Consider the following 26,668-nt stretch of genomic DNA (forward strand, 5'->3'; position numbering starts at 1 on the left):
ATAGGCCCGCGGACGCGCGGCGCCAACGATCGTTGCTATAACAGCTGCGACCGCACGGACTCCGCGCCTTCGCGGAGCAGCGGGAGCAACCGGTCGATCAGCTCCCCTGCCGGCACGCGGTCGACATGGGCGCCCATGTTGATGGCGGCGACGATCACGCCGTCGTAGCGGCGCACCGGAACCGAGATCGAGCGGAAATGCGGCTCTGCCTCGCGATCGACCAGCGAATAGCCTTGCTCGCGATCGGCTGTGATGCTGGCCAGCAGCGCCTTCGGATCGGTCACCGTCTGCGGCGTCAACATCTCGCGCTTCGTTGTCTTCAGGCGTGCGGCAAGCGCTGCATCATCGAACTGCCCCAGCATGGCGCGGCCGACCGAGGTGCAGAACGCCGGCAGCCGGTAGCCGATCTCGAGCCCCCCCGAAAACATCCGCGCCGGGCTGCTGCGTGCGACAAACACGACGTCGTCGCCGTCGAGCACCGCGAGCGAGGCGATTTCCTGCGCTGCCGTGGCGACGCGATCGAGCACCGGCTGAAGCACGGCGACGAGGTGGCTGGAGCGCAGGTAGGACGCCGCGAGCGTCAGTACGTGCGGGGTCAGAGAGAACAGCTTTCCGTCGCCGGCGACGAAGCCGCCGCGCTGGAGCGTGAACAGCATGCGGCGCGCGGTGGCGCGCGGCAGCTCTGCCGCCCGGGCGAGATCGCTCAGCGTCATCGGGCCGGTGGTCGTGCCGAAACATTGCAGCAGGCGCAGGCCGCGATCGAGGCTCTCGACGAAATCCGTCGCCCGCTCTTCGCTTTCGCTTCGCTTCAGCTTGGGCATAGGTCCGGGAACATCCTGCAAAATATTGCTTGCCGCCGGACCAAGGCATGGCATAATTCGCCCATTCGTTCAATAGGCGAACAAACGCCTCTCCGACAAAGGACGCACCCGCCATGATGAGCCAGGAGCAGAACGACCTGATCACCCGTACCGGTCCGAAGGACCCCTGCGGCAAGCTGATGCGGAGCTACTGGCAGCCGGCGGCGCTGGTCGACGAGCTGGAGGGCGCGCGCCCGATCCGTCCCGTCAAACTGCTCGGCGAGAATCTGGTGCTGTTCCGCGACGAGAGCGGACGCTACGGCCTGATCGACCGTCACTGCGCCCATCGCGGCGCCGACCTCGCCTTCGGACGTCTCGAACATGACGGCCTGCGCTGCGCCTTCCATGGCTGGCTGTTCGACGCCACCGGCCAGTGCATCGAGACGCCGGCCGAACCGAAGGATTCAAAACTCTGCCAGAACATCCGCCAGCGCTCCTATCCCGTGGTCGAGAAGAGCGGCATCCTCTGGGCTTATCTCGGCGAGGGTGAGCCGCCGGCGTTTCCGGAGCTCGACTGCTTTGTCGCGCCCGGCACGCACACTTTTGCGTTCAAGGGCCACATGGCCTGCAACTGGCTTCAGGCGCTGGAGGTCGGCATCGATCCCGCGCACGCCTCCTATCTGCACCGCTTCTTCGAGGACGAGGATACGTCGACGGCTTATGGCAAGCAGTTCCGCGGCGCCTCCGCCGGCTCTGATCTGCCGATGACAAAGATCCTGCGCGAATACGACCGGCCGATCATCAATGTCGAACACACCGAATATGGCCTGCGGCTGATCGCGCTGCGCGAGATCGACGAGGAGCGCACCCATGTGCGCGTCACCAACCAGCTCTTCCCGCACGGCTTCGTCATCCCCATGAGCACGGAAATGACGATCACGCAGTGGCACGTGCCGGTCGACGACGAGAACTGCTACTGGTACGCGATCTTCACCAGCTACACCAACCCGGTCGACAAGCAGAAGATGCGCGATCAGCGGCTCGAGCTCTATGAGCTGCCCGACTACAAGTCGCGCAAGAACCGCGGCAACGATTACGGCTTCGATCCGCACGAGCAGGCGACCGCGACCTACACCGGCATGGGCAACGACATCAACGTGCACGACCAGTGGGCGGTGGAATCGATGGGCGCGATCCAGGACCGCACCAAGGAGCATCTCGGCTCCAGCGACAAGGCGATCGTGCAGTACCGCCGCCTGCTACGGGCTGAGATCGAAAAGGTCGGCGGCGGCGAAAAGCCGATGCTGTTCCTGGACGAGAGCAGGGCGCGCAGCATCCAGGGACCGGCCACCATGGACGGCATCGGGCCGACCCAGGGTTGGGAGCTCTACTGGATGGAGGTCGACGTCAAGCGCCGCCGCGGCGCACCTTGGGCCGCGCCGGTGCCGAAGGAGATCGCGGACAACGTGCACCGGCTGACGGCGGCGGAGTGATAATGCCGTCAATCAGCGGCGGGCGCCACATACTTCACTGTCATGCCCCGCGAAGGCGGGGCATCCAGTACGCCGCGGCCTCTCGTGGACACGTCGCCGTCTCTGGAATACTGGATCGCCCGCCTTCGCGGGCGATGACAGCACGGACTGAAGGAGCAACCGAGTGACTTTCGTCGCGCGTCATGCGCTGTGGTCGGATGAGCAGAGGGACGCCGCAGCGCGCCTGCGCCGCATCGTCGAGGAAAAGAACCTCGAGGTCATCCGCCTCGCCTTCCCGGACCAGCACGGCATTTTGCGCGGCAAGACCATCATCGCCGCCGAGGCGATCGCCTCGCTGGAGAGCGGCTGCTCCATCACCACGACCATGCTCGCCAAGGACACCTCGCACCGCACGGTGTTTCCGGTGTTCACGTCAGGCGGCGGATTCGGCATGAAGGAGATGGAGGGCGCGGCCGACGTGTTGATGGTCGCCGACCCAACCACGTTCCGCGTGCTGCCATGGGCGCCCGCGACGGGCTGGGTGCTCTGCGATCTCTATTTTGGCGACGGCCGTCCCGTGCCGTTCGCGACCCGCGGCCTCTATCGCAAGGTGCTCGATGATCTCAGCGGCCGCGGCCACGATTTCGTCGCCGGCCTCGAGGTTGAATTCCACATCTTCAAGCTCGACGACGCGCATATGCGGCCCGAGGATGCCGGCCAGCCCGGCACGCCGCCGTCGGTGAGCCTGCTCAGCCACGGCTATCAATACCTCACCGAGCAGCGCTTCGATCAGATGGAGCCGGTGCTGGAGATCCTGCGCCGCGATATCGTCGCGCTCGGACTGCCCTTGCGCTCGGTCGAGGTCGAGTTCGGGCCGAGCCAGTGCGAATTCACCTTCGCGCCGAAGAAGGGGCTGGAGCCCGCCGACAACATGGTGCTGTTCCGCTCTGCCGTGAAGCAGATCGCGCGCCGCCACGGCTATCACGCCACCTTCATGTGTCGGCCGAAACTGCCGAATATGTTCGCGAGCGGCTGGCACCTGCACCAGTCGATCGTCTCGCGCGCGTCTGGCGAAAATCAGTTCATGACGAAGGACGGCAGCGAGCCGCTCAGCGCGTTCGGCCGGGCGTACCTTGCCGGCCTGCTCGACCACGCCCGCGCCTCGACCGTGTTCACCACCCCGACCATCAACGGCTACAAGCGCTACCGCTCCTATTCGCTGGCGCCGGACCGGGCGATCTGGGGCCGCGACAATCGCGGCGTGATGATCCGCGTGCTCGGCGGCGCCAATGATGCCGCAACGCGCTTGGAGAACCGCATCGGCGAGCCCGCCGCCAATCCCTATCTCTACATGGCCTCCCAGATTCTCTCGGGCCTCGACGGCGTCGACCGCAAGCTCGACCCCGGCCCGTCCGCCGACACGCCCTACGAGACCAAGGCGCCGCCGTTGCCGAAGAGCTTGCGCGATGCGGTCGCCGCGCTGAAGGACGATCCGTTCTTCCGCGAGAAGTTCGGGCCTGAGTTCGTCGACTACTACACCCACATCAAGAATGCCGAGATCGACCGCTTCCTGTCAGAGGTGACCGACTGGGAGCACCGCGAATATTTCGAGGTGTTTTGAGGGAGATACGTCTCACGCCCGCGTGAGGCGACTTCGTCCGGTCTGTTCCGACGACATCACGGCGCTCGCCGACGAAGCCATTTTCCCTGTCCCTCGAAAACGGCCGGAAAGACTGGGGGCCTAATATCCTGCATATGATCAACAGTGGAGTTCGATCATGTGGGTTCAATTGTTCAGCCTGATCTACCGCCTGTCCTGCCGGACCACCTTGGTTGAAATCGGCACCCACCACCTGGCGCGTTAGTCGCCGGCGCCAGCGATTTGGGTAAGACATATTGACCGGATAACCGGGCTTCTCAGGCGCAAGCTGGTTCACCAGCGATAGCCGAGCGTTGCGATGACGGTCAGCGGCGCGCCGCGGTAGCAGTAACCGACCTGGCACGTGGTGTAGTGCAGATTGAACAGGTTCTTGGCATTGACCTGGAACTGGAGGCCCTTCAGCTCCTTCATCGCCTGGCCAAAATCATATTTCAGCGCCGCGTCGATCAGGGTTACCGAGCTGTTCTTGAACGTGTTCGCATCATCGCCGTAGCTCCAGGACATGTAACGCGCGCCGCCACCGACGCTCAATCCTGCAAACGGTCCGGCCAGCGGCAGGGCGTAGTTCGCCCACAGCGTCGCGGTATGCGGGGGATTGCCCGAGGGAAACTTGCCAATCAGCGAGTCGTCAGCGGCCTGCTTGGTCACCATGTCGAGATAGGTGTACGACGAGGTGATGTCGAAACCACCGCCCAGGCTGGCAAGCGCCTGCAATTCGAAGCCGCGGCTTTGAATCTCGCCACGCTGGACCGTCACGCCCGTCCCCGTCGTGACCAGGCCGCCGTCCTGGGTCAAATCGAACACCGCCGCGGCAATGAAGCTCCTCGTGCCCTGCGGCTGGTACTTCACACCGACTTCGGTCTGCTTGCCGGTGGTCGGCTTGAAGAAGGCGCCCGACGGATCGACGCCGAGATTGGGAAAGAACGAGGTCGAATAGGCAACGTAAGGCGCAACACCGGAATCGAACACATAGGTCAGCCCGGCTCGCCCGCTATAGGCCTGATCGGACTGCGTCTGCCGCGTCAGCGCGAACAGATCCTCGCCCGTGGTGCTGACCCAGTCGCTGCGGCCGCTCAATGTCAGGATCCAGTGATCGAGCCTGGCCTGGTCCTGAACATACACGCCGGACTGGGTTTGCCGCTGGGCCGTCGAGGACGAGATCGCGGGATCGGGAATGGATTCCGGCGCGTAGACCGGCGCGGCCAGGTTGAGATCGGAGACGCCGAAGCCGAATCCCTGCTTGTCGTTGAACTTCGACGCGGTGTAGTCGGTGCCGACCAGGAGCGTGTGCTGCACGGGCCCGGTCGATAGCCTGGCCTCGACCTGGTTGTCCATAATGGCCGATTGCAGCGTGTCGTGGACGTAGCCGGTGTAGCGTGAGACGACATTGCCCACCGGCGCGCCGAGAAAGCCCACATAGCGGGTGACCGCGTCGACATCGACGTAGCGGAATTTCTGGCGGACGGTCACGGCGTTGTTGAACGCATGCTCGAACAGATAGCCCACGCGTCCCTGCTCCTGGTCGAGCGAATTGTAGGACGGGCTGCCCGTGAAGATGTCCGTGGCGGTGCCGGTGCCCGTGGAGTAGGTGAACATGGATCCGGGCGTCTTCGACTTCTGATAGGACCCGAGAATCGTCAGGGTCGTCGATTGATCCGGCTTCCAGGTGACGGCGGGCGCGATGTAGGTCCTGTTATCCTTGCCGCCGGGCACGAACACGTTCGCGTCACGCATCACGCCGGTCAGCCGATACGAAAACTGACCGTTGGCATCGACCGGACCCGAAAGATCGAAATTGCCCTGGACGCGATCGCGGTCGCCAAACACCGTTTGCACCTCGTGAAACGGCTGGCTGGTCGGCAGCTTGCTCGACAGATCGATCAGTCCGCCCGGCGAGCCGAGCCCGTAGAGTGCCGAGCTCGGCCCACGGACCACGGTGATGCTGTCGACCCCATAAGGCTCGGTCTTGAACACGCTGAGACCTGCTCCGACGAGGCGCAATCCGTCGAGATAAACGCCGTTATAAGTGATGTCGAAGCCGCGGATCGCGATCGCGTCGAAACGCGGATCGTAGCCTGAAGCATCGATGCGGACGCCGGGTTCATAGCCAACTGCCTCCGTCAGCGTCTGGACGGCGCGGTCGTTGAGTTCCTTGCGCGTCACGACCGAGATCGACTGCGGCGTCTCGAGCAACGGCGTGTTGGTCTTGGTACCCGCCGAGCTGCTGTCTGCAACATAGCTGCTCTCGCTCGACGCGTTGGCGCGACCGGCACCGGCCTCGCGCGCGCCCGAATTTCTGGCTGGCGCGGGCCCGGCATTGCGTTGCGTCGCGATGCGGCCGCGCGACGACTGCGAAGCTCGCTGAGCGGGCTGGGTGCGCGGACGCGCCTGGATCGGTGCCTCCACCGTGACGGGAGGCAATGTCGCCGCCGTCGACGTTGCATTGGTCCCGGAGGTCTGTGCGACCGACGGCGTTGCGTGCAGGACTATTCCCAGGCCGGCCGCTCCCAGACCAGTTCTCGCCATCCGTTCCCAGCCGAGCATCCGCCCGTCGTTGCGCGTCATTGTCTTCCCCGAGTTCCGTGTTCGAACAACCCGGGAGTAACCAGATCGAGGCGCACACCGCCTTTGCGCGCGCGCAAATCACCTTTGATCGCACGTGGAGGCGTTCAAGTTTACTGACAGTGGCTCGGCGAATAGCCGAAGTGCCTGCGGAATGCCGTCGCGAAATTGGCCGGATGGGCATAGCCGACCCGAAAGGCCGCCTCGGTGACCGACAACCGTTGATGAATCAGAAGGTCACGTGCGGCATCGAGTCGGCGGGCCCGCAAATAGTCGATCGCGCTCTCGCCATACGCCATCTGGAATTTCTGGTTGAAGGACCGGCGGCTCAGCCCCGCATTCCGCGCCAGTTCGTCGATGCTCCAGGGATAAGCGAGATCGGCATCCATGCGCGCCTTGACCGATTGCAACCGCACCCGCTGGAGGTCGGCTGCAGGATCGAGCGCGATCCCGCGCTTGCCGAACAAGGCGTGGACCACGATCTCGGCGGCATGCGCCGACAGCAGCAATTGCGTCGCGTTTCCGGCCACCGGTGGCGAGAACATTTCTGCCGCGAGGGCCTGCACACGCGGAGACGCCGTGACAGAGACGATGGCCGTGCCCAACGCGTCGGTCTTGAACAGCGCCCGAACCTCGTCGCCGAGTCCAAGCCCGTCGATGGAGGCTTGCGGAAGCGCCAGGCCGATCGCGGGACGTTCGCCGCAGCGAACCGAGCCTCCTACGGCGACGGATTCGCGCACGGCAATCGCCGTCATCTGCCCTGCACCGGTTGTGCGCGTCAGAATGCCGCGGCCTGCGCCTTCATCGAGCGCAACGGAGATGAACAAGCCCGGCCCTACGATCGCTGGCCGATCGGGATCGGCGCGAAACTCACCTCTGATGAACACACAGCCCGGGAAATCCAGCCACTGAGGCGCTGTCGAAGCGCCTCGCTGTGCGGAGCCGATGATGTCGTCGTCAGGCCGTCCGGCAATTTGATTGTAAAAGTCCTGCATCGAATCCGCTACGCCGCGACATTGGCGGCTGGCGGCAACGCACTCAAGACCTCTGCGCGCAGTTTGGAGAGCTTCGAAACTGACGTCCTCGACGAGGTTCTGCGCGCGCGGCGATCCTGCACGGCAGTCAGATCCAGGAGCGCGTCAGATGCCCAGATATTTGTGCTGGAGATCCGGCTCGGCCATCAGCTCGACGGACGTGCCGCTCCACACCGTCTTGCCGCGCTCGATGATGTAGTGGCGGTCGCAGATGCGGGCGAGGTGGTCGACGTTCTTGTCGACGACCAGGATCGACTGTCCCCGGCTCTTCAGCAGCGACAGGCAATTCCAGATTTCTTCGCGGATCAGCGGCGCAAGGCCTTCGGTCGCTTCGTCCAGGATCAGCAGTTTCGGATTCGTCATCAACGCGCGGCCAATCGCGAGCATCTGCTGCTCGCCGCCGGAGAGCTGGTTGCCCATGTTGGAGGCACGTTCGGCGAGGCGCGGAAACATCACGTAGATCGCGGCGAGCGTCCAGGGATTGGGGCTAGCGAAGCGATCGGCCGCGGCCGCCACCAGGTTTTCGCGCACGGTGAGGTTCGGGAAGATCTGGCGCCCCTCAGGAACGAGACCGACGCCGAGTTTTGCAATTCTGTAGGATGGAAGCTGCCGCACTTCTGCGCCGGCGAAGCGGATCGTGCCTGATCGTGCCGGTGTCAGGCCCATGATGGAGCGGATGGTGGTCGTCTTGCCCATGCCGTTGCGGCCCATCAGCGAGACCATCTCGCCCGGCTTGATCGACAGCGACAGGCCGAACAGCACCTGGGAGAGGCCGTAGCAGGTCTCGATGCCGTCGACGTTGAGCAGCGTGTCAGCCATCGCCTTTTCAGACATGGTGCGTCACCACGTGCTGGTCGCCGAGATAGGCGCGCTTGACGTCCTCGTTGGCGCGGATCGCGGCCGGATCGCCCGAGGCGATGACGCGGCCATAGACCAGCACCGAGATGCGGTCGGCCAGCGCGAACACCGCCGGCATATCGTGCTCGACCAGCACGATCGAGACTTCCTTCCGCAGCTCCTGAAGCAGTTGCACCATGCGCTGGGATTCGGTGACGCCAAGACCCGCCATCGGCTCGTCCAGCAGCAGCAGCTTCGGCTTGCTCGCGAGCGCGACCGCGAGTTCGATCTGGCGGCGCTCGCCATGGCTGAGCCTGGACACCAGGACATCGGCGCGATGGCCGAGCCCGACGCGGTCGAGCGCGGCATGGGCGGCATCGCGCAGGCCCTTCTCCTTGCGCGCATTGGCGAAGAAGCGGAACGAGTGGCCTGCATGCGCCTGCGCCGCCAGCGCGACATTGTCGGCGGCGGTGAAGTCGAGCAGCAGCGAGGTGATCTGGAACGAACGGGCGAGCCCCAGCGCGCAGCGGCGATAGGCCGGCAGATAGGTGATGTCGCGACCGCCGAGCGAGACGCTGCCGGAATGCGGTTCGAGGTGCCCTGTGAGCTGACTAATCAGCGTGGTCTTGCCGGCACCGTTCGGGCCGATGATGGCGTGCAACTCGCCGCTAGCTACGTCGAGCGAGACGTTGTCCGTCGCAACGATGCCGCCGAAGCGGCGCACCAGTTTTTCGACGCGGAGCAGCGGTTCAGCCACGATTGAGCCTCCCGAGCAGGCCCATGATGCCGCCGCGGCCGAACAGCACGATCAGCAGCAAGAGCGGGCCCATGATCAGCGCCCAGTATTCGGTGATCTGCGACAGGAATTCTTCCAGCAGCAAAAACACCACCGCGCCCATCACCGGGCCGAACAGCGTGCCCATGCCCCCCAGGATCACCATCACCATGAGGTCGCCGGAGCGGGTCCAGTACATCACGGCCGGGCTGATGAAATCGGTGTTGTTGGCGAGCAGTGCGCCGGCAAGGCCGCACATCATACCGGAGATGACGAAGCAGACGAGCTGGTAGCGTTTTGCCGGAAAGCCGATCGCCTGCATCCGCTGCTCGTTGGAGCGCAGGCCCTGCAAGACGAGCCCGAAGCGCGAATTGGTGATGCGCCAGATCAGGACGATCACGGCGAACAGGCAGGCGAGGCAGAGATAATAGAACTGCGTGCGGTTCGACAGGTTGATCAGGCCGGAGAAGTCGCTGCGCTTGTAGACGGTGAGACCGTCGTCGCCGCCGTAACGCGCGAGGCCCGAGGCGACATAATAGGCCATCTGCGCGAAGGCCAGCGTGATCATGATGAAGTAGACGCCACGCGTACGAAGGGAGAGCGCGCCGATCACCAGGGCGTAGATCGCGGAAGCTGCGAGTGCGACCGGGAACTGGATGAAGCCGCTTCCGACGCCTTCCTGCGCGAGCATGCCGACCGCGTAGCCGCCGATGCCGAGATAGGCGGCGTGGCCGAAGCTCATCATGCCGCCAAAACCCATGATGAGGTTGAGGCTCGCGGCCGCCAGCGCCAGGATGACGATGCGGGTAAACAGCGTCAGGATGAAGATGTTGCCGGACAGCTGCGAATAGAGCGGCAGCAGCACGAGGCCCGCCAGCATCAGGGCCGTGACGGCCTTGCTCACAGTGAAAGCCTTCATCGACGGTTGGCCGGAAACAGCCCCTCCGGGCGCACCACCAGCACGATCGCCATCAGCAGATAGATCAGCATGGACGACAGTGCGGGCGCGGCGGTGGAGGCGGCGGCGCCGCTCAGCACCTGCCGCAACAGGTTGGGCAGGAAGGCGCGGCCGAGCGTGTCGATCATGCCGACGAAGATCGCGGCGAGGAACGCGCCACGGATCGAGCCGATGCCGCCGATCACGATGATGACGAAGGCGAGGATCAGGATGTTCTCGCCCATGCCGATCTGCACGGTGAGGATCGGCGCCTGCATCAGGCCGGCGAGGCCGGCGAGCGCGGCGCCCAGGCCGAACACCAGCGTATAGAGCAGCTTGATGTTGATGCCGAGCGCACCGATCATCTCGCGGTTGGAGGCGCCGGCGCGGATCAGCATGCCGATGCGGGTGCGCATCACGCCGAGATAGAGCAGCAGCGCGACCAGCAGCGCCACCACGATGATGGCGAGACGATAAGCGGGATAGTGGATGCCGGGCAGGATCGGCACCGGCACCGTGAGCCAGGCCGGCAGCGGCAGCGCAAGCCCGGCCGGACCCCAGATCAGCCGCACGGCTTCATTGAAGAACAGGATCAGGCCGAAGGTCGCGAGCACGTGGTCGAGATGGTCGCGCCCGTAGAGATGCCGCAGCGCCGACATCTCCAGCACGATGCCGAGCACCAGAGTCGCGCCGAGCGCCAGCAGCGCACCGAGCAGGAAGCTGCCGGTCCAGGCCGCAAAGGTCGCGGCGAAATAGGCGCCCATCATGTAGAGCGAGCCGTGCGCGAGGTTGACGAGATCCATGATCCCGAACACCAGCGTCAGGCCGGCGGCGAGCAGGAACAGGAGCAGGCCGAACTGCAATCCGTTCAAGAACTGTTCGACGACGAGCAGCATCAAAACTCTTTCAGGCGCACGCGGTGTCGCGCCGATGTTCGAACACGGTCGCCATCAGTGAAAGAGCTCCCCCTGCCTCTTCAAGGCGGAAAAATGGGTAATGGCAGTATCGTTCCGAGGCAAGAGCGATTCAACACCAGACATGCACTTTGTTGCATGCCGGTGCATGCGATCGAAATTGGCCTTGCAAGAAGGCTGCCGCACAGGATGGGTCAACCTGCCGCACCCAAACGATCGCCCTCCCCCAGGCATGCCTGGGAGAGGGCGCGAAGGTCGACGGAAGTAGGAGAAGGCGTCTAGTGCGACGTCATCTGCCGGGGGAGATCATCCGGCTCGGCCAGCACGCTGTTGGCCGTCGAGGCTTCCAGCGCCGCCATACGGAACAGATAGGCGAGCGTTGCCAATCCGGTGTCTTCCGCCATCTGCGCCAGCTCGAGCGCCATGTCGGACATGTAGCCGAGATTCTCGTCCTTGGTCTGCGCCATGATCTGGCTGTCCCGCATCATGTTCGACATTTCAGGCGCTCTTTCGTTGTGCGGCAGCAAGGCCGCAGAGGTTGGCACGGGCGACGGCGTCCAGACGCGGGCCGTCTTGTTGTACGATCGAATCCATGCCGATGCGATCATGCAGGGCATCGAGGGTCTCGCGGCGAATGTCGATGGTCGCCGCCATGGTCCAGGCGTTCTCCACCAGCGCGGGCAGACCAAGCGGCGTCACGACGAAGCCGGCCTCATGGAAGCGCGGCAGCCACCAGGTCTCCATGATCGCGCTGACCTGCGCGATTCCCTGATCGAGGCAGAACTCCTGCACCGCTGCCATCAGTTGCAGGTTGAGAGTGCCGTCGCGGCGATCGCGCACGACAAAGTAGCGCGACCATTCCCAGACCAGCGGATTCGCAGGGCAGCCGCGAACCGATGCCAGATGCGGGAAGACCTCGCTCATCATCGAGGGTTTGGTGGTGGGGTAGAGCCGGTGACCGCCGACGACGCGCCGGCCTTCCAGCGCGAGCAGATAGACGGTGTCCTCGTCGTCGTAGGAATCGACCTCGCGGCAATCAGGCCGGCGCAGCGTCTCCCAGTGCCGCTCCTCGACGAAGATGTCGTGGCGTAGTCGGAAGTGCTGCTCGAGTACGTCTTCGTAAAGGTGGCGATTGACCGAAGAAATTGCGTGAATCATGAAAACCCCCATTCAGCCGGAATGAGGGGCAGCCTCTGCGAAAAGAGGCAGGTTCGATATTGGGAAATTTCCCAGTACGTCGCTTAGGGATTGATGAGCTTGTTGCGAATCGCCAGTGCAACCGCATGCGTACGGTTGACGGCGCCGAGTTTGCGCGCGGCGGTTGCAAGATGCTCTTCTGCGGTGCGCTGCGTGATGTGCAGGATCTCGCCGATCTCCCAGGCCGACTTGCCCTGCGAGGCCCAGGCGATCACCTCGCGCTCTCGCGGGGTGAGACGCGTCGACAGATGCGGCGCCGGATCCAGCAGGCGGCGAATATGGTCGAAGCCATACATTGCCATCAGGTGCAGTGCCGGCTTGCTGCGGGGATTGAGGTCGAGATGGACGCCGCCGAGCGACACCGCCGCCTCGTAGCCGGTGAGCCCGTGGATCGGCACGATGAAGCCGCGCGACATGCGAAAATCGCCGGCGCGGTTCATCACCTCGGCCGCGCTCGGCTCGAGCTCGGCATCATAGGGCGCTTCCGACCACTCGAACGGATTGACCGATTGCCGGCACAGCCGCACCACGGGGTCGACGCGGTCGTAATTGTTCTGGGTGTAGAGATTGAACCATCCTGCCGGCCAGCGCTTGGCGAGCACCATCTGCGCGAACCGCTGATCGGGATTCGGCAACCCCGTCACGATGATGGTCTCGAAGCCGAAGCGACCGAACGCCGCCTCAAGCGCATTCATGGCGTCCGGTACCTTGCGATAGGTCCCCAGGCCTTCGATGAAGTCGAGCGCTTCCCGGCCATAATCTACGGCGTCTACGGCGGACATCGGTGCGTTTCCTGAGCCTCGCCGTCGGTATAGCACGTATTTGGGAGCTGCCTCAATTCGCTGCTTCCGTAGTTTACCGGCCCTCGTCTGCACCCGAGATTTAATCTACTTGTGGAGGAAGTGACGTCAAGTTACACCTATGGCGTCTGAAGCGGGAAAATCACGATGGAAGACGAGGACATCGCCCTCAACAGCGTGCTCGGCCTGGAACTCAACCGCGTGTTTTTCGCCGTCCGCGAAACGGCAAACAAGCAGAAGATCATCGAGTACGCGCGCGAAGTGCTGCAGCGCGAACGCGCGGAGCGGCCCGGCAGCGCGTCGCCCGAGAGCCCGGCGAGCTAGAACGCGGTTACAGGTGAGGCATACGTTCTGCGCGAGCGGCGCCCTTCCATTCGAACGTGCCGATTTTGGCCGAAACATTCTGACTGCGAAGTTAATCAGCAATTGTTGCCGGTGAGCGAGCTGCGCTCTTACCCTCCCCTGGAGGGGGAGGGTGAAGCGCCGCCCGCTCCGTCGCACACTTGCCGCTGGATGACATCACGGCTCTCGTGAGATGATCGCCACCACGATCCTCTTTGGGATGCCCACGACATGATGACGCTGCGCCAGGTTGAAGTGATCCGTGCCGTGATGGTGACGGGTACCATCGGCGGCGCGGCGAAGCTGCTCAACGTGTCGGCGCCGGGGATCAGCCGGCTGGTCAAATACACCGAGCGCACGCTCGGCATCCGCTTCTTCCAGCGCCAGAACGGGCGCTATTTCCCGACGCCGGAAGCCGAGAACATCTTTGAGCAGATCAACGGCGTCTACAAGAAGGTCGACGACCTCTCCGAGCTCATCTCCAAGATCGGCCGCGGCGGTTTGTCGGAATTGCGCATCGGCTCGGTGCCGAGCATCTCCCAGGTGATGGTGCCGCGCGCGATCGAGCGCGTCCGGCGCCGCTATCCCGATCTCGGCATCGACATCAACATCCTCAAGCTCGAGGAAGCCATCGACTACCTCCTGCTCGGCCGCGGCGAGTGCGTGGCGATGAGCTACCGGCTCGAGCATTCCGGGCTCGACTTCATGCCGCTCGCCTCGGGTGAGCTCTATTGCATCGTGCCGCCGGGTCACGAGCTTGCCGGCCGCAAGCAGGTCTCGGCCGCCGAGATCACCCGCTATCCGCTGATCGGCATCGATCCCAACGATCCCTACGGCCGGATCATGGCCGGGATCTTTGCGCGCCACCGGCTCGACTACAACATCACGATCCGCGCGCGCTTCGGCACCACGGTGTGTGCGCTGGTGAAGGCGGGGCTCGGCATCGCCATCATCGACCAGTTCACGGTGGCCCATGGCGGCTATCCGGGAATCGAGCTGTTGAAGATCACCGAGCCGACGCGGTTCGAGACCTATATCGCGGTGAAGCGCGGCGCGCCGCTGTCGCTCCATGTCGAGTATTTCATCGAGTCCCTGCGCGCCGAGATGCGCGCGGTGGAGCCGTCCCGCAGCGAGGGCAACGCCGCCCCGGCACGCGCGCGGAAGAAATAACATTATGTTAGGTTTGCCCAATAAATGGGTAATTGTGTTAGGCACGGGAAAGGCTATCGTCGCAACTGGAAGCCCCCTTGGAATTGTGCGGATTTCCCCGCTAATGGCCAGGACCCAACGCTCCCAACGAGACGATAGCCAACCATGTCCAAGCGCGGATACGCCGCCAGCAAGAAGCTTCTCACCGGCCTAATCGGGGCGCCGATCGCGCATTCCGCCTCCCCTGCCATGCACGAGCGGGCCGCCGAGGCGCTCGGCCTGCGCGGTCACTACCAGCTCATCGAGGTCGCCGGCGCCGATGCGGCCGGGCTCCGCATGATGCTCGAGGGCGTGCGGCGGCTCGGCTTTGCCGGCGTCAACGTGACTTACCCTTACAAGGAAGCGGTGGTCCCGCTGCTCGACGAGCTGGCGCCGGGCGCGGCCGCCATGGGCGCGGTCAACACCGTCGTCGTCAGGGACGGCCGGCTGATCGGCCACAACACCGACACGACCGGGTTTGCGCGCGCGGTCGCGCCGCTGTTGGCACCGTCCGGAAATGCAGTCGCCGTGATCGGAACGGGCGGCGTCGGCAAGGCAATCGCCTTTGCGCTGGCGAGCCTGAAGGTCTCCGGCCTCCGCATTTTCGACAGCGAGACGGCGCGCGCCGAAAAGCTCGCTTCATTGCTTGCCAGGCACGGCGGCGCCACGGTGGCGAAAAGCGTCGAGGACGCGCTCGATGGCGCAACCGGCCTCGTCAACGGCACGCCGGTCGGCATGCTGCCGAACCGGGGCATGCCGGTCCCGGCGGCCTTGCTGCACGAGAAAATGTGGGTCGCGGACGCCGTCTATTCGCCGCTGATCACGCCGCTGCTGGCGGCGGCACAGGCCAAGGGCGCGCGGATCATGACCGGGCGGGAGCTCGCGATCTACCAGGCCGCTGACGCCTTCGAATTGTTCACCGGCCTTGCCCCATCGACCGAGGTCATGGGAGAGGCATTTGACGAGGTGATGGCGGCACGAAGCGCGGCCTACCACGCCGCGTAACCGAAGCGGCCGGACACAAGGCCGCGGACAACATCAACGAAAAATGGGAGGAGTGACCATGAAATCGACCCTAGTGGCAGGCGCCTTGCTTGCCTTCGCGACTGCAACCAGCGTCCATGCGCAGGCGATCAAGCTCGCCGACGTCGCCGAGCTCTCGGGCGGCGGCGCCACCGTCGGCACCAACTGGAAGAACGGCATCGACCTCGCGATCGAGGAGATCAACGCCAAGGGCGGCGTGCTCGGACGCAAGCTGGAGGTCACCCATGCCGATTCGCAGTCCAACCCCGGCGTTGCCCGCGCCCAGGTGCAGAAGGCGCTCGACGCCGAGCCCTATGTGCTGCTCGGGCCCGGCTATTCCGGCTCGGTCAAGGTGACGGCGCCGCTCGCGGCCGAGGCCGGCATCGCTCAGATCATGGGCGGCGAAGCCGCCGAGCTGACGCAAGCCGGCAACAAGTTCCTGTTCCGCACCTCGTTCGGCCAGCAATCGTCGATGCCGAAGGTCGCAAAGTACATCCACGACGACATGAAGGCGAAGACGGTCGCGGTGGTCTGGGTCAACAACGACTTCGGCCGTGGCGGACGCGACGTCGTCGTGAAGGAACTCGACCGGCTTGGTTCCAAGGTGGTCGCCGATCTCTCGACTGAAGCGGGACAAGCCGACTTCGCCGCCGACGTCGGTAAGATCAAGGCCGCCAATCCCGACGCCGTGTTCGTCTACCTGAATGAAGAAGAGAGCGCGCGCATCCTGAAAGAGCTGAAGCGCCAGGGCGTCACCGCGCCGCTGATGGGCGAGACCACGCTGATCGGCCAGAAGGTGATCGAGCTCGCCGGCGATGCCGCCAACGGCGCGCGCGGCCATGTCGGCCTCACCACGGACGCACCGGTCGACCTGATCAAGGCGTTCCGCGACAAGTTCGCCAAGAAGTACAATTACGTGCCCGACCATAACGGCCTGAAGGGCTATCTCGCCGTCTACATGGTGAAAGCCACCACCGAGAAGATGGGGAAGGTCGACAGCAAGGCGTTCGCCGACACGCTGCACGGCCTGACCATCAAGGCCGCGGACGAGCCGGGCATCCTGATGGACGTCACCTTCAGCGAGACCGGCGACATCGACCGGCAGAGCTTTCTGGTCGAGGTGGTCGAAGGCAAGCAGGTGGTGAAGCAGGTGCTGCCGAAGGTGAAGTGACGATCTTCGCTCTCCCCGCGCCCGTCCCGCCGAAGCTTCAGCGAAGGCGGATGCGGCGAGAGATCTCTCCTCTCCTCTCCCTCTCCCCGCTCTTCGCGGGGAGAGGGGCGGGGTGAGGGGTGATTCTGCAAGGACGGTGAGAGATGGGCTCGCGGATAGTGCCCCTCACCCCGCCCTCTCCCCGTAAGAACGGGGCGAGGGAGACGACAGAGCTGGGCGAGGGACAGGAGAGGGGAAAATGTCCAATCTGTTCGATCTTCTGGTCGCGGGACTAGCCACTGGCGCGATCTATGCGCTGGTCGCGGTCGGCTTCACGCTGCTGTGGCAGACCTCGCAGACCATCAATTTCGCGCAAGGCGAGTTCGTGATGCTGCCGGCGTTCCTGATGCTGGCGGCGATGCATGCCGGCGCGCCGTTCTGGCTTGCGATCATCCTCGGCATCCTGCTCTCGATGCTCCTGCTGGGCCTCGCCTTCAAGATGCTGCTGGTCGATCCGATGATGCGCCATGGCGTGCTGCCGCTGGCGATCGCGACGATGGCGCTCGCGATCGGCATCAAGGAGGCCGTGAAGCAGTTCTTCAGCGCGGAGGCCTCGCCCTTCCCATCGATCGTGCCGACCGGTGATATCTCCATTCTCGGACATGCCGTCTCGCTGCAAAGCATCGGCGTCCTCGTCCTCGCCATTCTTGCCGTCTTCGGCCTGACGAGCCTTCTCAACCGCACGTCGCTCGGTCACCAGATGCAGGCGGCGGCGCAGAACCCGACGGTGGCGCGCATCATCGGCGTCCCGGTCGAGCGCATGATCCTGCTGACGTTCCTGATCAACGCCTTCCTGGTCGCGCTGGCGTCGCTTTTGATTACACCGATCTACCTCGCAAAATTCTCCTCCGGCGAAGTGCTGGGCCAGGCCGCCTTCATCGCCGCGATCGTCGGCGGCTTCAACCAGGTGCGCGGCGCCATCGCCGGCGGCCTCCTGATCGGCGTGCTCGACAATCTCGCAGCCGCCTATGTCTCGACGCAGTACCGCGCCGCCGTTCCGATGATCTTCCTGATCGCCGTCATCCTGTTCCGGCCGCAGGGCTTGCTCGGCCGCGCCGAGGAGCGCACCGTATGAGCGGCTTCGCCAAACCGTTGAAGATCGCGCTCGGCCTCATCGTCATTGCCGGCCTGATCATCGTCCCCATGAACTTCAACCGCTACGGCCTGTTCATCCTGAGCCAGTGGGCGGTGATGAGCATCGCCGCGATGGGGCTCAATTTGACACTCGGCTATGCCGGCCAGGTCTCGCTGGCGCAAGGCGCCTTCGTCGGGATCGGCGCCTATGCGGCAGCGATCATGACGACCCATGGCTGGCCGCTGCCGGCGGCGATCGTGGTCGCGATTGCCTTGAGCTTCGCGGTCGGCTGGGTGCTCGGCTATCCCGCGCTGCGCGTGCAGCACCATTACCTCGCCTTCGTCACCCTCGCCTTCTCCACCCTCGCCTTCCTGGTGTTCCGCAACGAAAGCTGGCTCACCGGCGGCATCTACGGCATCTCCAACATTCCCCGGCCGCACATCTTCGGCATCGCGACCAACAAGCCGCTGCCGTTCTATTATGTCTGCCTCGGCTCGCTTGCGATCGTGTCGCTCGCGGTGTGGTGGCTGATCCGCTCGCCCTGGGGCCGCGCCTTCATGGCATTGCGCGAAAATCCGCTGCGCGCGCAGTCGCTCGGCGTCGACACAAGGCGCTATACGCTGATGGCCTTCGCGATCGGCTCGGCGCTCGGCGGCGTTGCCGGCGCGCTGTATGCGCCGCTGACGCAATATATCGATCCCGTGCCGTTCAACCTGTCGCTCTCGCTCGACCTCTTGATGATGGTGATCGTCGGCGGTGCCGGCTTCTACTTCGGCCCCTTCCTCGGCGCGATGATCGCGGTGCTGTTGCCGGAATGGCTGCGCTTCACGGAAGGGTATTATCTGATGCTCTACGCGGTCGCGGTGATGCTGCTGTTGATCTGGTCGCCGACCGGCATTCTGGGAATTCTCGATCGCTATCTCGCCGAGCGCCGCACCAAGGCGGCCTCCGCGCTGCGGGCCGTGGCGAAGTCCCGGCTGGAGACGGTGCAATGAGCGCGGTCCTGGAAGTCACCGGCATCAAGAAGAATTTCGGCGGCATCAGCGCGGTCGACGGCGTCTCATTCGACGTCCGCGAGGGCGAGATCCTCGGCCTGATCGGCCCGAACGGCTGCGGCAAGTCGACCCTGTTCAACTGCATCCTCGGCCAGCTCACACCATCAGGCGGCGAGGTCAAGCTCGACGGCAAGGTGGTCACGGGCCTGCGTCCTGCCGAGCTCAACAAGCTCGGGGTCAGCCGCACCTTCCAGCTCCTGCAGGTCTTCCCAAAGCTCTCGGTGCGCGAGAACCTGATCCTCGCAGGGCAGGAGCACCAGGGCAATATGGCCTCGCGCCTGGTCGGCCGCTCCGATGCCGGGTTGACCGAGGTCGCCAACCAGATGATCGGCTTCTTCAAGCTCGACCATCTCGCCGACGAGCCGGCCGGCGGGCTCTCCTATGGCCAGCAAAAACTGCTCGATGCCGCGATGGCCTTCATGGGCGGCCCGCGCCTCGTCCTGCTCGACGAGCCCGCCGGCGGCGTCAACCCGTCGATGCTGTCGGACCTGAAGGACCGCCTGGTCGCGATCAACCGCGAGAAGAACGCCACCTTCGTCGTGATCGAGCACAACATGGAATTCGTGATGTCGCTGTGCTCGCGCGTGATGGTGATGGCGGAGGGCAAGGTGCTGGCGATGGGGCGGCCGGACGAAGTGCGGAAAAATCCCGCCGTGATCGAAGCCTATCTCGGACATTAGGAAGCCATCATGAGCGACCCGATCCTCTCGGTTCACAATCTCGTCGGCGGCTACGGCAAGATGACGATCCTGAACGGCACCACCTTCGCCGTGCCGCAGGCCACCATCACCACCATCATCGGTCCCAACGGGGCCGGCAAGTCGACGGTGTTCAAGGCGATCTTCGGCCTGTTGAAGCTGCGCGAAGGCAAGATCAGCTTTGCCGGCCGTGACGTCACCAATCTAAGTCAGCGCGCGCTGCTCAATGCCGGCATCTGCTACGTGCCACAGGGCCGCAACATCTTTCCCGAACTGTCGGTGCGCCACAATATCGAGCTCGGCGGAGTCTCCGCCGGCAAGGGCATCGACCTGCCCGCACGCATCGAAGCCGCACTCGACCTGTTTCCCGCGCTGCGCCGCAAGTCGGCGCAGCAGGCCTCCACGCTCTCCGGCGGCGAGCAGAAGCAGCTTGAGATCGCGCGCTCGCTACTGCTCGAGCCAAAGCTCGTGCTGATCGACGAGCCCTCGATCGGCCTGTCGCCGCTGATGGTGCAGCAGACCTTCGACATCCTGAAGAGCTTGCGCGACCGCGGCGTCACGATCCTGATGATCGAGCAGAACGCGCGCTCGGCGCTGGAGATTTCCGACATCGGCATCGTGCTCGAGCTCGGCCAGACTCGCATGGTCGACAGCGCGAAACGCATTTTGAACGATCCGCGCATCGGCCAGCTCTTTCTCGGCGGCGCCATGGAGGACAACGCAGCATGAACAAGCGCTCGATCGCGACCGTCTCGCTCTCAGGCAGCCTGGACGAAAAGCTCCGCGCCATCGCATCAGCCGGGTTCGACTCGGTCGAAATCTTCGAGAACGATCTGCTGTCGTTCGGCTCCGGCCCGCGCGAGGTGGCGCAGCTGTGCAAGGACCTCAATCTCGAGATTTGCGCATTCCAGCCGTTCCGCGATTTCGAGGGCATGCCGGAGCCGCAGCGGACACGCAACTTTGCCCGCGCCGAGCGCAAGTTCGACCTGATGCAGGAGCTCGGCACCGACCTCCTGCTGATCTGCTCCAACGTCTCGCCCGCCTCGCTCGGCGGCATCGATCGCGCCGCGGACGATTTTCGCGAGCTAGGCGAGCGCGCGGCCAAGCGCGGCTTGCGCGTCGGCTATGAGGCGCTGGCCTGGGGCCGCCATGTCAACGACTACCGCGATGCCTGGGAGATCGTGCGGCGCGCCGATCATCCCGCGATCGGCGTCATCCTCGACAGTTTTCACGCGCTCGCGCCCGGCTTTCCGGTACGCGCCATGGCCTCGATCCCCGGCGACAAGATCTTTCTGGTGCAGCTCGCGGATGCGCCAAAGCTCGAGCTCGACATCCTCTCATGGAGCCGGCACTTCCGCTCCTTCCCCGGCCAGGGCGACCTCCCGGTCGGCGAGTTCATGCAGGCGATCGCGGCGACCGGCTATGCCGGGCCGCTGTCGCTCGAAATCTTCAACGACCAGTTCCGTGCCGGCTCGGCCGCGCAGACCGCGGTCGACGGCCTGCGTTCGCTGATCCTGCTGGAGGACCAGCTTGCACCGGATTGGCCGAAGCTTGCCGGCGAGCCGCTGGCGCCGAAGGCCAAGAGCCACGGCACCGGCTTCATCGAGTTTGCCGTCAACGAGACCAAGGCGGTCGACCTCGCCCGCCTGTTCGCGCAGCTCGGCTTCCGCAGGACGGGCAAGCATCGCAGCAAGGCCGTGGAGCGCTGGTCGCAGGGCAAGGTCGAGCTCGTGATCAATTGCGAGACCGACGGCTTTGCGCATTCGCATTACGTCACGCACGGCCCCGGCGTCTGCGCGATTGCGCTCGACGTCGACAATGCCGGTCTTGCCATGCAGCGCGCCGAAGCGCTGAAGACGCGCACCTTCTACCAGCCGGTCGGGCCGGGCGAGCTGGAGATTCCCGCGATCCATGGCGTCGGCGGCAGCCTGCTCTATTTCCTCGATCAGGCCGGCAAGAACTGGGACACCGATTTCGAGCCGGTCGCAAGTGACGCGAACGCCGACGCCCTGCTTGCCGTCGATCACATCGCGCAGTCGATGCCCTACGACGAGATGCTGTCCTGGCTGCTGTTCTACACTGGCATCCTCGACCTGAAGCGGCTGCCGCAGATGGAGATCGCCGACCCGCGTGGCCTCGTGCAGAGCCAGGCGGTCATCAACGCCGACCAGAGCCTGCGCTTCGTGCTCAACGGCTCATCCGCCAACCGCACCCTGCCGGCGCGCTTCATCTCGGAGTTCTTCGGCTCGGGCGTGCAGCACGTGGCGTTCTCCTGCCGGGACATTTTCGCGACGGTCGCCGCGATGCGCAAGCGTGGCGCGGATTTCCTGGATATCCCTGACAATTACTACGACGACATCGAAGCCAAATATGACCTCGCGCCCGACCTGATGGCGCAGCTGCGCGCCAACCACATCCTCTACGACCGCGAAGGCGACGGCGAGTTCTTCCAAGTCTACACCCACATCTTCGATGAGCGCTTCTTCTTCGAGATCGTGGAGCGACGGGACTATCAGGGATTCGGCGCAGCCAATGCCGGGATCAGGCTCGCGGCGCAGGCCCGCGAGGTAAGACCTGCGAGCATGCCGCGGGTGTAGGTCTTCGCCTCTCCGCGCCTGCGGGGAGAGGCCGGAATTTGCGGCAGCAAATTCCGGATGAGGGGGACTCTCCGAGAGTCATATGTCCCCCAGGAGCAACGCTCTCTCAACACGTCATTGCGAGCGCAGCGAAGCAATCCAGAGTCCCTCCGCGGAGACAGTCTGGATTGCTTCGCTGCGCTCGCAATGACGATGTGGGGACTATCGAGGAATACAACGACCTCCGTCCCCGCGGAGACTCCCCCTCACCCTGACCCTCTCCCCGCAGACGGGGAGAGGGGAAAAGGCATCAGCTCACTTCATCGCACACTTGTCGTGGAATCGATCCTGGTCGTTTTCCACGATCGTCGCGACCGTCTTCAGCGAGAGCTGGCCTTCGCCGTCCTTGACCACGTCCTGGAGATAGAAGCTCTGCACCGGGATGTGGTTCTTGCCGTATTTGAACGGGCCGCGCAGCGACTTGAAGTTGGCCTTCTCCATCTCGGCCTTCATCGCGTCCTTCTTGCTGGTGTCGCCCTTCACCGCGACCACCGCGCTGTTGATGAGCTGGGCCGCGTCATAGGCCTGGGCGCCGTAATAGGTCGGGCGCAGATTGGGGTACTTCTTGCGGTAGTCGGCGACGAAGCGCTTGTTCTGCTCGTTCGGGAGGTCGTTGACCCATTCCTGCGCGCCGGGAACGCCGAGCGCGTTCTCCTTCTGGAGCGGCAGCGACAGCTCGTCGACCGTGAAGGCGGTGTAGAGCGGCATCGTGCTCTTCAGGCCGGCCTGCGCATATTGATTGAGGAACTGCACGCCGGCCGCACCGGGATAGAACACGAAGATCGACTCGGCGCCCGAGGCGCGCGCCTTGGAGAGCTCGGCGGAGAAATCAAGCTGGCTCGGCCAGACCGTGTATTCCTCGCCCTTGACCTCACCCTTGAACGTGCTCTTCAGGCCTGCGAGCATGTCCTTGCCGGCCGCGTAGTTCGGCCCGATCAGGAACACGCTCTTGACGCCCTTCTGGTTCATGTAGAGGCCCATGGCGGCCGGCGTCTGGTCGTTCTGCCAGGAGGTCGAGAACACGTAAGGCGAGCACAGCTCGCCGGCGAGCTGCGACGGACCGGCATTGGCCGAGATCAGGAAGGTCTGCGAGTCCACCGCGGTCTTGAGCGAGGCCAAGAGCACGTTCGACCAGATGTAGCCGACGATGAAATCGACCTTGTCGGACTGCACCAGCTTCTCGGTCTTCTGCTTGCCGACATCGGGCTTCTGCCCGTCGTCCTCGTAGATCACCTCAACCGGCTTGCCGTCCATCTTGCGGCCGATGTGGTCGAGCGCGAGCTCGAAGGAATTGCGCATGTCGTTGCCGATCACGGCGGTCGGGCCGCTGAAGGTCGAAACGAAGCCGATCTTGATGGTGTCGCCGGCGAAAGCCTGATTTGCCAGCACCAGCGCCGCTGCGCCCGCCAGCCAGAATGCCGTCCTCATAACCACTCCCCTCCTTATTATTGATCCCGGAAACGGGGTGATCGCCGCCCCGGGTCTGTCTCTATTGAACGCAAAATCTGTCGCGCCGCCAATGGCTCAGCGCCCGCCCCTGCACCATATTTCGCCCCAATCGAGGATGGCAAGAAATATAATTCTACTCACTTCGACCAAGGCTGCGGCGCTTTTTCGCGGGATGACGATACGCCCGGCCTATGCCGCGATTGATGACGGCTATTGGACTACGGCGCCCAATGCGCACTTAGATGAAGGAGAGCAGCAGCGAGATTCGAGGGTGTATCATGGCCGCAAATCCCCACCGCGTCGTCATCGTCGGAGCCGGCTTCGGCGGGCTGGAGGCGACCTACCGGCTTGCGGGCGCGCCGGTCGAGATCACGCTGATCGACCGCCGCAACCATCACCTGTTCCAGCCGCTGCTCTACCAGGTCGCGACCGCCTCGCTCGCGACCAGCGAAATCGCCTGGCCGGTCCGGCACCTGATGCGCGACCGGCGCGAGGTGACGACCCTGTTTGCGACGGTGAGCGGCGTCGATGCCGACCGGCGCTGCGTGCTGATCGACGACGGCAGCGAGGTGCCCTACGACACGCTGGTGCTCGCCACCGGCGCCCGCCATGCCTATTTCGGCCATGACGAGTGGGAGCAGTTCGCCCCCGGCCTGAAGACGCTCGAAGACGCGACCACGCTGCGCCGTCACATCCTGGTGGCATTCGAGCGCGCCGAGCGCGAGACCGATCCGGCCAAACGCGCGGCGCGGCTGACCTTCGTCATCGTCGGCGCCGGCCCCACCGGCGTCGAACTCGCCGGCACCATCGCCGAAATGGCGCACCACACGCTCCCCGCCGACTTCCGCAACATCGACACCCACAAGGCACGCGTGGTGCTGATCGAGGCCGGACCGCGCGTGCTCGCAGGCTTCCCCGATGATCTCTCGGCCTATGCGCAGGCCTCGCTGGAAAAGATCGGCGTCGAGGTCGTGCTGGGCCAGGCCGTCACCGAGATCAACCGTGAGGGCGTCGTGTTCGGCGGAAAGCTGCTCGAAGCAAAGACGCGGATCTGGGCCGCCGGCGTGCGCGCCTCGCCCGCCGCCGAATGGCTGGGCGCACCAAGCGATCGCGCCGGGCGCGTGGAGGTCCAAGACGATCTGACGATACCTGGTCATCCCGAAATCTTTGCGATCGGCGACACCGTTGTGATCAATGCCTGGGAGGGGAAGCCGGTGCCCGGCATCGCTCCGGCCGCCAAGCAGCAGGGCCGGCACGTCGCCGAAACCATCAAGACGCGCCTGCGTGGCGAGAATAAAGGTGCATTCCGCTACAAGCACTCCGGTAGCCTCGCACAGATCGGCAAGCGGCTCGCCGTGATCGATTTCGGCAAGGTCAAACTGCGCGGCACGATCGCATGGTGGATCTGGGGCATCGCCCACATCTACTTCCTGATCGGCCTGCGCCACCGCCTCAGCGTCGCCCTGAGCTGGCTCTGGATCTACGCCCGCGACCAGCGCGCGGCGAGGTTGATCACGCAGGGAAGTAGCAAGGTGGCGTAGATCTTTCTTCCTTCTCCCCTTGTGGGAGAAGGTGGCATAGGCGGCCTTCGGCCGCCGTTCTCAAGAACGCCGAAGCAAAGCTTCGGTTATGGCGCCGGATGAGGGGTTCTCTCCACTCGCACGACCATTCGTGAGGAGAGAGACCCCTCACCCGGCTTCGCTTCGCGAAGCCACCCTCTCCCACAAGGGGCGAGGGTGCAGCAGCGCTCGTAGCTATCTTTTACTTCACCAGCTCACATCCGCCCTCCGCGAGCGGCCTAAACGCCTGATCCGCGGGAATCGTCGAGACCAGCTTGTAATAGTCGTACGGATATTTCGACTCCTCCGGCTTCTTCACCTCGAACAGATACATGGGATGCACGACGCGGCCGTCCTGGCGGATCGTGGTGTCGCCGAACAGCTTGTCCTTACCCCTGAACTTCTTCATCGCGGGCACGGCGTCCTTCGCATTGTCGCTGCCGGTTGCGGCGACCGCGTTCAGATAAGCGAGCGTCGAGGCATAGACGCCGGCCTGGTTGCCGCTCGGCATCTTGCCGTTCATGCCGGGCCGCGCCGCAAATCGCTTGGCGAAGGCGCGGGTATCGTCGTTCATGTCCCAGTAAAACGCTTCCATGAGCTGGAGGCCCTGCGCGACCTTGATGCCCATGCCATGGACGTCGTTGATGAAGAGCAGGAAGGCGACGAGCTTCTGCCCGCCTTGCTGGATGCCGAACTCGGCAGCCTGCTTCACCGCGTTGATGGTGTCGCCGCCGGCATTGGCGAGGCCGATCACCTGCGCTTTCGAGCCCTGCGCCTGCAACAGGAAGGAGGCGAAATCGGAGGTGCCGAGCGGATGTTTCGAGGAGCCAAGCACCTTGCCGCCATGCGCCTCGATGTATTTCTGCGCCTCCGCCTCGATGCCCTTGCCGAGCGCATAGTCGACCGTGAGGAAATACCAGTCCTTGCCGCCGCGCGCCATCATCGCCGCCGCGGTGGTGTTGCCGGTCGCCCAGGCATCGTTGACCCATTGGATCGTATTGGGCGAGCAGGCCTTGCCGGTGAGATCCGAGCTCGCCGTGGACGACGCCAGGAAGGTCATGCGGCTGTCGCGCAGCAGCGTGTTGATGGAGAGGCCGACGGCCGAATTCGGCACGTCGACGATGGCATCGACACCCTCGACATCGAGCCATTTGCGCGCGATCGCGTTGCCGACATCGGCCTTGTTCTGGTGGTCGGCATAGACGATCTCGACCTTGATGCCTTTGCCGCCGCCGTTGAAATCCTCGGCGGCCATGCGCGCGGCCTCGACCGAGCCCATGCCGTTGGTGTCCTGGAAGATGCCCGAGATGTCGTTGAGCACGCCGACGCGCACGACATTGTCGGAGATCTCGGCGCTCGCCGCGCCGCTCATCAGGCTCGCCGCCAGCGCGAGAGTCCATTTCAGGTGTTTCATCGTTCCCTCCCCTTTGTGTGTCGCGCCGGTC

At 64.4% G+C, this 26,668-nt stretch carries 24 protein-coding genes; 12 read left to right on the plus strand and 12 right to left on the minus strand.

Going from position 1 to position 26,668, the window contains the following annotated elements:
- Positions 1-35: 35 nt before the first annotated feature.
- On the minus strand, positions 36-821 hold the full coding sequence (locus AB7Z56_RS41290; RefSeq protein WP_063979897.1) for an IclR family transcriptional regulator domain-containing protein: 786 nt from the start codon (positions 819-821) through the stop codon (positions 36-38).
- 113 nt (positions 822-934) lie between these two features.
- Between AB7Z56_RS41290 and AB7Z56_RS41295 the strand changes: the two genes are divergently transcribed.
- Entirely contained in the window at positions 935-2,293 is a 1,359-nt protein-coding gene (locus AB7Z56_RS41295) for an aromatic ring-hydroxylating dioxygenase subunit alpha (protein ID WP_063979898.1), read from the plus strand.
- A gap of 163 nt (positions 2,294-2,456) precedes the next feature.
- A complete protein-coding gene (locus AB7Z56_RS41300; protein WP_063979899.1) occupies positions 2,457-3,893 on the plus strand; it encodes a glutamine synthetase family protein in 1,437 nt (478 codons plus the stop codon).
- Between the two features lie 312 nt (positions 3,894-4,205).
- Here the strand turns inward: AB7Z56_RS41300 and AB7Z56_RS41305 are convergent, their stop codons facing one another.
- From AB7Z56_RS41305 to AB7Z56_RS41345, 9 genes are all read right to left on the minus strand, one after another.
- Positions 4,206-6,497: a TonB-dependent siderophore receptor gene (locus AB7Z56_RS41305; RefSeq protein WP_084794898.1), complete on the minus strand. Its 2,292-nt coding sequence runs from the start codon at positions 6,495-6,497 to the stop codon at positions 4,206-4,208.
- Positions 6,498-6,607: 110 nt separating this feature from the next.
- On the minus strand, positions 6,608-7,321 hold the full coding sequence (locus tag AB7Z56_RS41310; protein ID WP_245328506.1) for a helix-turn-helix transcriptional regulator: 714 nt from the start codon (positions 7,319-7,321) through the stop codon (positions 6,608-6,610).
- A 312-nt stretch (positions 7,322-7,633) separates the two neighbouring features.
- Positions 7,634-8,362, minus strand: coding sequence for an ABC transporter ATP-binding protein (locus tag AB7Z56_RS41315; protein ID WP_063979901.1), 729 nt, complete (start codon positions 8,360-8,362; stop codon positions 7,634-7,636).
- Entirely contained in the window at positions 8,355-9,122 is a 768-nt protein-coding gene (locus tag AB7Z56_RS41320) for an ABC transporter ATP-binding protein (protein WP_063979902.1), read from the minus strand. Before AB7Z56_RS41320 ends, AB7Z56_RS41315 begins: the two co-directional genes overlap by 8 nt.
- Entirely contained in the window at positions 9,115-10,059 is a 945-nt protein-coding gene (locus tag AB7Z56_RS41325) for a branched-chain amino acid ABC transporter permease (RefSeq protein WP_063979903.1), read from the minus strand. The genes AB7Z56_RS41320 and AB7Z56_RS41325 overlap by 8 nt, the downstream gene beginning before the upstream one ends.
- Positions 10,056-10,973 (minus strand): branched-chain amino acid ABC transporter permease, encoded by a 918-nt coding sequence (locus AB7Z56_RS41330; RefSeq protein ID WP_008143427.1) that lies wholly within the window; start codon positions 10,971-10,973, stop codon positions 10,056-10,058. The genes AB7Z56_RS41325 and AB7Z56_RS41330 overlap by 4 nt, the downstream gene beginning before the upstream one ends.
- 296 nt (positions 10,974-11,269) lie before the next feature.
- Positions 11,270-11,488, minus strand: coding sequence for a hypothetical protein (locus AB7Z56_RS41335; RefSeq protein WP_008540920.1), 219 nt, complete (start codon positions 11,486-11,488; stop codon positions 11,270-11,272).
- Position 11,489: 1 nt separating this feature from the next.
- Positions 11,490-12,149, minus strand: a complete 660-nt coding sequence (locus tag AB7Z56_RS41340; RefSeq protein ID WP_063979904.1) for an acyl-homoserine-lactone synthase — start codon at positions 12,147-12,149, stop codon at positions 11,490-11,492.
- 83 nt (positions 12,150-12,232) lie between these two features.
- Positions 12,233-12,970, minus strand: coding sequence for a helix-turn-helix transcriptional regulator (locus AB7Z56_RS41345; protein ID WP_063979905.1), 738 nt, complete (start codon positions 12,968-12,970; stop codon positions 12,233-12,235).
- 165 nt (positions 12,971-13,135) lie between these two features.
- On the opposite strand from AB7Z56_RS41345, the gene AB7Z56_RS41350 reads away from it, so the two are divergent.
- From AB7Z56_RS41350 to AB7Z56_RS41390, 9 genes are all read left to right on the plus strand, one after another.
- Entirely contained in the window at positions 13,136-13,312 is a 177-nt protein-coding gene (locus AB7Z56_RS41350) for a hypothetical protein (protein WP_014491261.1), read from the plus strand.
- A 249-nt stretch (positions 13,313-13,561) separates the two neighbouring features.
- A complete protein-coding gene (locus AB7Z56_RS41355; protein WP_063979906.1) occupies positions 13,562-14,500 on the plus strand; it encodes a LysR family transcriptional regulator in 939 nt (312 codons plus the stop codon).
- Between the two features lie 144 nt (positions 14,501-14,644).
- Positions 14,645-15,523 carry a shikimate dehydrogenase gene (locus tag AB7Z56_RS41360; protein WP_063979907.1) on the plus strand — a complete coding sequence of 293 codons (879 nt, stop codon included), beginning with the start codon at positions 14,645-14,647 and terminating at the stop codon, positions 15,521-15,523.
- A gap of 58 nt (positions 15,524-15,581) precedes the next feature.
- Positions 15,582-16,712 carry an ABC transporter substrate-binding protein gene (locus tag AB7Z56_RS41365; protein ID WP_063979908.1) on the plus strand — a complete coding sequence of 377 codons (1,131 nt, stop codon included), beginning with the start codon at positions 15,582-15,584 and terminating at the stop codon, positions 16,710-16,712.
- Between the two features lie 238 nt (positions 16,713-16,950).
- Positions 16,951-17,826: a branched-chain amino acid ABC transporter permease gene (locus tag AB7Z56_RS41370; protein WP_063979909.1), complete on the plus strand. Its 876-nt coding sequence runs from the start codon at positions 16,951-16,953 to the stop codon at positions 17,824-17,826.
- Positions 17,823-18,821, plus strand: a complete 999-nt coding sequence (locus tag AB7Z56_RS41375; protein WP_071909113.1) for a branched-chain amino acid ABC transporter permease — start codon at positions 17,823-17,825, stop codon at positions 18,819-18,821. The genes AB7Z56_RS41370 and AB7Z56_RS41375 overlap by 4 nt, the downstream gene beginning before the upstream one ends.
- The gene (locus tag AB7Z56_RS41380) at positions 18,818-19,561 is read left to right on the plus strand and encodes an ABC transporter ATP-binding protein (RefSeq protein ID WP_063979911.1); all 744 of its coding nucleotides are present in this window, start codon (positions 18,818-18,820) and stop codon (positions 19,559-19,561) included. The genes AB7Z56_RS41375 and AB7Z56_RS41380 overlap by 4 nt, the downstream gene beginning before the upstream one ends.
- 9 nt (positions 19,562-19,570) lie before the next feature.
- A complete protein-coding gene (locus tag AB7Z56_RS41385) occupies positions 19,571-20,308 on the plus strand; it encodes an ABC transporter ATP-binding protein (protein WP_063979912.1) in 738 nt (245 codons plus the stop codon).
- Entirely contained in the window at positions 20,305-22,176 is a 1,872-nt protein-coding gene (locus AB7Z56_RS41390) for a bifunctional sugar phosphate isomerase/epimerase/4-hydroxyphenylpyruvate dioxygenase family protein (RefSeq protein WP_063979913.1), read from the plus strand. The genes AB7Z56_RS41385 and AB7Z56_RS41390 overlap by 4 nt, the downstream gene beginning before the upstream one ends.
- 294 nt (positions 22,177-22,470) lie before the next feature.
- On the opposite strand, the gene AB7Z56_RS41395 is transcribed toward AB7Z56_RS41390, so the two are convergent.
- Entirely contained in the window at positions 22,471-23,643 is a 1,173-nt protein-coding gene (locus tag AB7Z56_RS41395; protein ID WP_028148067.1) for an ABC transporter substrate-binding protein, read from the minus strand.
- A 299-nt stretch (positions 23,644-23,942) separates the two neighbouring features.
- On the opposite strand from AB7Z56_RS41395, the gene AB7Z56_RS41400 reads away from it, so the two are divergent.
- A complete protein-coding gene (locus tag AB7Z56_RS41400; RefSeq protein WP_063979914.1) occupies positions 23,943-25,205 on the plus strand; it encodes an NAD(P)/FAD-dependent oxidoreductase in 1,263 nt (420 codons plus the stop codon).
- Positions 25,206-25,425: 220 nt separating this feature from the next.
- Here AB7Z56_RS41400 and AB7Z56_RS41405 read toward each other — a convergent pair whose 3' ends face one another.
- A complete protein-coding gene (locus tag AB7Z56_RS41405) occupies positions 25,426-26,637 on the minus strand; it encodes an ABC transporter substrate-binding protein (RefSeq protein ID WP_063979937.1) in 1,212 nt (403 codons plus the stop codon).
- Between the last annotated feature and the right edge of the window lie 31 nt (positions 26,638-26,668).

It is taken from the genome of Bradyrhizobium sp. 482_C4_N1_8, assembly GCF_052075965.1.
Lineage (GTDB): Bacteria > Pseudomonadota > Alphaproteobacteria > Rhizobiales > Xanthobacteraceae > Bradyrhizobium > Bradyrhizobium barranii.